Annotated in this window: 4 protein-coding genes; 3 read left to right on the top strand and 1 reads right to left on the bottom strand. The window is 30.1% G+C overall.

Annotation, left to right across the window (positions count from 1 at the left end; genetic code table 11):
• Positions 1 to 420: MnmC family methyltransferase (locus AADI82_RS13350; protein ID WP_341216922.1), on the top strand; the 420-nt coding region annotated here is incomplete at its 5' end.
• A gap of 247 nt (positions 421 to 667) precedes the next feature.
• Here the strand turns inward: AADI82_RS13350 and AADI82_RS13345 are convergent.
• Positions 668 to 1,174, bottom strand: a complete 507-nt coding sequence (locus tag AADI82_RS13345) for a GTP-binding protein (RefSeq protein WP_341216921.1) — start codon at positions 1,172 to 1,174, stop codon at positions 668 to 670.
• 164 nt (positions 1,175 to 1,338) lie between these two features.
• Here AADI82_RS13345 and der point away from each other — a divergent pair, with 164 nt between their 5' ends.
• Both der and AADI82_RS13335 read left to right on the top strand, forming a co-directional pair.
• A complete protein-coding gene (gene der, locus AADI82_RS13340; RefSeq protein WP_341216920.1) occupies positions 1,339 to 2,643 on the top strand; it encodes a ribosome biogenesis GTPase Der in 1,305 nt (434 codons plus the stop codon).
• A 162-nt stretch (positions 2,644 to 2,805) separates the two neighbouring features.
• The gene (locus AADI82_RS13335) at positions 2,806 to 5,583 is read left to right on the top strand and encodes an outer membrane beta-barrel protein (RefSeq protein ID WP_341216919.1); all 2,778 of its coding nucleotides are present in this window, start codon (positions 2,806 to 2,808) and stop codon (positions 5,581 to 5,583) included.
• Positions 5,584 to 5,614: the final 31 nt, after the last annotated feature.

Below are 5,614 nucleotides of genomic sequence, written 5' to 3'. Positions count from 1 at the left end.
GTTGAAGGCTATCCTGTTTTAATGGATGAAATCAATCAATTAAATTATTCCAAACAGTTAAATTCTGAAAATGATAATTCAATTTTCAAGAAATTGCATGAAGTTTCTTGGGAAGAATTACATAAAATCACAACCCATTTTTCATTAGTAAAACAAAATCGATTCTTTTCAGAGGTAAAAGGAAAAGACAGTTATAACATTATTTATTTTGATGCCTTTGGCGCTCGAGTTCAACCAGAATTGTGGACAGAAAAAATATTCCAAAATATGTTTGATGCTCTTAAAACTAATGGTGTTTTAGTAACCTATTCTGCAAAAGGCAGTGTTAGGCGCGCTATGGAAACTGTAGGTTTTAAAGTAGAGCGATTACCTGGACCACCTGGAAAACGTGAAATGTTACGCGCTTGTAAAAAAGCGTAATATTCAATGACTTCAAAAAAAGTGTAATTTTTATAATTTGCAATATCAAGTAAATTCAATGTCATGCAGAACTTGTTTCAGCATCTCATTATGTTTTAAATCATTAAAATGTAAACTGATGTCACCTTGAGCGCAGTCGAAACCTATAAAGCTTTTCATAAGTTACGCTTGGTACTTTCAATTAAAATTTAGTAATGCTCAAGGTTACAACATTACTATTATTTATTTTTACCATTAAAAGTATGTTTTAAGAAACTTCATTTTTTTCTAAAACACTATTCATAAAATCATGTAAATCGTGCATTTCATTTTTGCTGGATGCTTTTCCTATACTACCAGCAAAATACAATACAAACCAAATAATTACCATTAAAAACATGAGGCTTAATTGTATAGCGTAATCGTTTTTCAAAGACCAATTGGTATAAGCCCAAATACCAAAAGCAATAAAAAAACCAACGACTATAAAATGAAAAAACATGAACATTGTCCAAACTGTAGGATTGGGTCCAAATAAACCATGAAGCGTACTAGAATTGTTCTTAGATTTATTTATTTCTAAATGCAATTGAGGTGACCAAAAATGTTGTTTCTCTTTAGGGAATTTAATAAATACATGGTCATCTAATCTACTAATAATAAATTCACTTTGTGTATTTTTAACACCCTCAAAAGCCTTTAATAGTGTTTCGTTATTTTTATTTAACTCCATCTTAAATCTCGGGCGTAAAACAATATCGTTAGTAGTTGGCATACCTCATTTTTTAACCACAGAAAAGTAACATTTTTTATTCAAATTATAAATCGTTTTTAATCTTTACTTAAAAAGAGTGTTGCAATGGGTATATTTCCTATTTTTGCAAAATATTTCAAAAGAGATATAAAATTCAGTCTTAGACTGTTATAGAAGTAAAAAGTATGAGTAATATAGTAGCTATAGTAGGTCGTCCCAATGTAGGGAAATCAACATTTTTTAATCGTTTAATACAACGACGAGAAGCCATTGTTGATGCAGTAAGTGGCGTAACTCGAGATCGTCATTATGGTAAAAGTGATTGGAATGGTAAAGAGTTTTCACTTATAGATACTGGCGGTTATGTGTTAGGTAGTGATGATGTTTTTGAAGCCGAAATTGATAAGCAAGTGGAGTTAGCTATTGATGAGGCCGATGCTATTATTTTTATGGTTGATGTGGAATCTGGTGTTACTGGAATGGATGAAGATGTTGCTAAATTATTGCGTAAAGTTAATAAGCCTGTTTTTTTAGCTGTAAATAAGGTTGATAATGGTAAGCGTGCCGAAGATGCTGTTGAGTTTTATTCATTAGGATTGGGTGAGTATTATACCATAGCAAGTATTAATGGTAGTGGTACTGGCGAGCTTTTAGATGCTTTAATTGAAGCATTACCAGAAAAGGAAGAAGTAAAGGAAGTTGAATTACCACGATTTGCAGTTGTTGGTCGTCCTAATGCTGGTAAATCATCATTTATAAATGCGTTAATTGGAGAAGATAGGTATATCGTTACAGATATTGCAGGAACCACACGAGATGCTATTGATACAAAGTATAATCGCTTTGGTTTCGAGTTTAACTTAGTTGATACAGCCGGAATACGTCGTAAAGCTAAGGTTAAAGAAGATTTAGAATTTTACTCTGTTATGCGAAGCGTTCGAGCTATCGAGCATGCTGACGTATGCTTACTGGTTATGGATGCAACTCGTGGTTTTGACGGACAAGTACAGAACATTTTTTGGTTAGCTGAGCGTAATAGAAAAGGTATTGTTGTTTTAGTGAACAAATGGGATTTAGTTGAGAAAGACCATAAATCTATGAAAGATTACGAAAAAGCCATCAGAAAACAAATGGAACCTTTTACAGATGTGCCAATTGTTTTTATTTCGGTACTTACTAAACAACGTATTTTTAAAGCCATTGAAACTGCCGTTGAGGTTTATAAAAATCGAACTAAAAGAATAAAAACAAGTCAGTTAAATGATATATTGTTACCTATTATAGAAAATTATCCACCGCCAGCATATAAAGCAAAGTTTGTAAAAATTAAATATATTATGCAATTGCCAACACCACAACCTCAATTTGCTTTTTTCTGTAATCTTCCACAGTATGTAAAAGATGCTTATAAACGCTTTCTTGAAAACAAATTACGCGAACATTTTGATTTTAATGGTGTGCCTATTAGTGTTTACATGAGAAAAAAATAACATTTTCTTACATAAGTTTTAAGATTTATTTATGATAAGCCATACTTAAAGTTAGTTACTTTCGTTAAATATTTTGTATCATTTAATACTAAACTTAAGTAATGTTGTTTTGGTATAAATTTTGATACAAATCAAGCTATTTACCATCAATCAAATCATTTAATGAAACACTTTTTTTTAATTTTATTGTGTTCGTACACGGCATTTTCCTTTTCGCAATCTCAATCATTTAAAATATCAGGAATTGTTAAAGGAGATTCAAATAAAATACTATTAGAATCTGCAACAGTATATTTAGAGAGTACAAAAGATAGTACTCTTATTACTTACACGATTTCTGACGAAAAAGGTGAATTTACTTTAGAAGGAAAAACATATGATAATAAATTAAACCTTTTAATTTCATACGTTGGTTATAAAACATTTAAGAAATCCATCCTTATAAATAAAGAAGACATTAATCTAGGACCTATTAATATGTTAATAGATGATAATGCTTTAGACGCGGTAATAGTTAAATCAAGAGCACCAATAATCATTAAGAAAGACACTTTAGAGTTTAATGTAAAATCTTTTAAAACAAAAAAAGATGCAAATGTTGAAGATTTGTTAAAACAATTACCGGGAGTTGAAGTTGACGAAGCAGGTAAAATAACAGTAAATGGTAAAGAAGTAAACAAAATCTTGGTAAATGGTAAGCCATTTTTTGGTAACGACCCAACCATAACGACTAAAAATTTAACCAAAGAAATAATTGAAAAAGTACAGATAACTGATACTAAATCTAAAGCTGATGCTTTTGCAGGAAAAGAAAGTGATGGTGAAAATAAAACCATTAATTTAACCATTAAAAAGGAAAATAATAAGGGTGTTTTTGGTCGCGTAGCAGCTGGTGCAGGAACAGATGAGCGGTACGAATTTGCTGGTATGTTTAATTATTTTGATAATGACAGACGTATAAGTGTTTTATCTGGAGGCAACAATATTAACTCTTCTGGATTTAGCTTTGGCGAGATTAGAAAAATGTTTGGAGGCGGAAACAGTATGAGATTTAATGGTGATGGCTCTTTTGCAATTGATGGGCGTTCTTTTGGTGGTGGGCAAGGTATAACAACCTCAAGAACGTCTGGTATAAATTATGCTGATAAAATTGGAGAAAAAACAGATGTTTCTGGTAGTTATTTTTTCTCAGGAAGTCAATCTGAAAACAAGTCATCAACAGAACGAGAAAATATTTTATCAGACACTAGATATTTTACCGATTCTAATTCCAATTCATCAAACTCTACTGATAGCCACAGAGCCAATACCGAGTTAGAATTCAAAATAGATTCAACGTTATATATAAACATTCGTCCTTCATTTAACTATATAAAGAGTGAAAATATATCATTAAGAGATGAAGCTTCCAGCGATATAGATAGAGTTTTAATAAACGAATCTACATCTTCATCTTATGTTGAAAACACAGCTAAAAATTTTAGTAATAATCTTAGTTTAACAAAACGTTTTGGAAGTAAAGGATCATTTTTTAAGCTCTTTTTTAATAACCGAAATAATATTACCGAAACGGACGATTTCCTCGATTCTGAAACTAATATTTTTGGTGCAACACCAAACGATATTATAAGGAAACAATTTACTGATGGTGAAAATCAATCTAGTGATATTTCAACAGGAATTACTTATAGACAACCTATTAAGGGTAAAGAGTTATCTCTTGATTTTAACTATTCTTATAATAAAAATAAGCAAGAAAATATAAGAAGCACTTTTGATTTTGACACCAGCAAACAAGACTATAATACCTTTAACAAAGACTTAAGTACTAACTTTAAATATATTGATGACAATAGTACATTTGGTTTGGGGTTATCATACAGAAAAGATAAATTGTCTACCAATGTTGAAGCTGATTATATTTTAAGAACCTTAGAAAATTATGATTTTTTAAGGCCAGATTTAAGTATAAAAAGAAATTTTAATAATTTACAACTCTCATCAAGAATAAGATACCGTTTTAGTCCAAAATCATCGTTTAGAATTGGTTACAGACTCAGAAATACCACACCAAGTTTATCGCAGTTACAACCTTTTCAAGATGTGTCTAACCCTTTAAATACAGTTGTGGGTAACCCTAATTTAAAAACAGGAAGCAACCATAGAGTTTATGCAAATTTTAATGCTTTCGATTTTACTAAAGGCACAGGGTTTTATGGTTATTTGAGTAGTAGTTTTAGCAATAATCAAGTCGTTAGAAAATCGATAATAGATGACAATTTAATAAGAAAAACAACTTATGAAAACGTAAGCGGAAATTATAACATTAACTCTAATTTATTTTACAATAAAAAGATTAAGGTAGATTCTATAACAACAATTAAATTTGGTTTAGGAGCTTCGTTAGGGTTAAGTAAGAACATTAATTTTAATAATGATGTAAAGTATAGTAGTAAGGTGCGAAATATAGGGCCTAGTTTTAATATGGAATTTAATATTAAAGATGTTTTAGAGATTCGTCCAAGATATAATTTGTCATTTACAAAAAACGTTTATGATATTAATACTTTTGAAGATAGAACATTTGTGTATCATAGATTAAATATAGGTACTGCTTTTTATTTGCCTAAAAATTTTGAATGGCGAAATGATATAAACTATAATTACAATCCAAATATCGCAGATGGTTTTCAAAAAAGTGCTTGGTTTTGGAATGCTACTTTAGCTTATTCGTTTATGAAGGATAATGCTACTTTAACACTAAAGGCATATGATTTATTAAACCAAAATACAAATGCAAGACGAATAGCAACAGAAAACTATATTCAAGATTCTCAAAGTACGGTTTTGCAACGTTATTTTATGCTTAGTTTTAGCTGGAAATTTAATAGTTTAGGTAAAAAAGGAGAAGTACGGGATAGAGGGTTTCATAGATTTTAAAATCGATTAGTTATGTTTTGAGTTTTTTAAG

The organism is uncultured Wocania sp., from assembly GCF_964021735.1.
GTDB lineage: Bacteria > Bacteroidota > Bacteroidia > Flavobacteriales > Flavobacteriaceae > Wocania_A.
This window is presented reverse-complemented; position numbering and strand designations above follow the sequence as displayed.

Bases quoted from the DNA above. Each gene is read 5' to 3' on its own strand.
- AADI82_RS13335 (WP_341216919.1), top strand. From the start codon at position 2,806: ATGAAACACTTTTTTTTAATTTTATTGTGTTCGTACACGGCATTTTCC.
- AADI82_RS13345 (WP_341216921.1), bottom strand. From the start codon at position 1,174: ATGCCAACTACTAACGATATTGTTTTACGCCCGAGATTTAAGATGGAG.
- der (WP_341216920.1), top strand. From the start codon at position 1,339: ATGAGTAATATAGTAGCTATAGTAGGTCGTCCCAATGTAGGGAAATCA.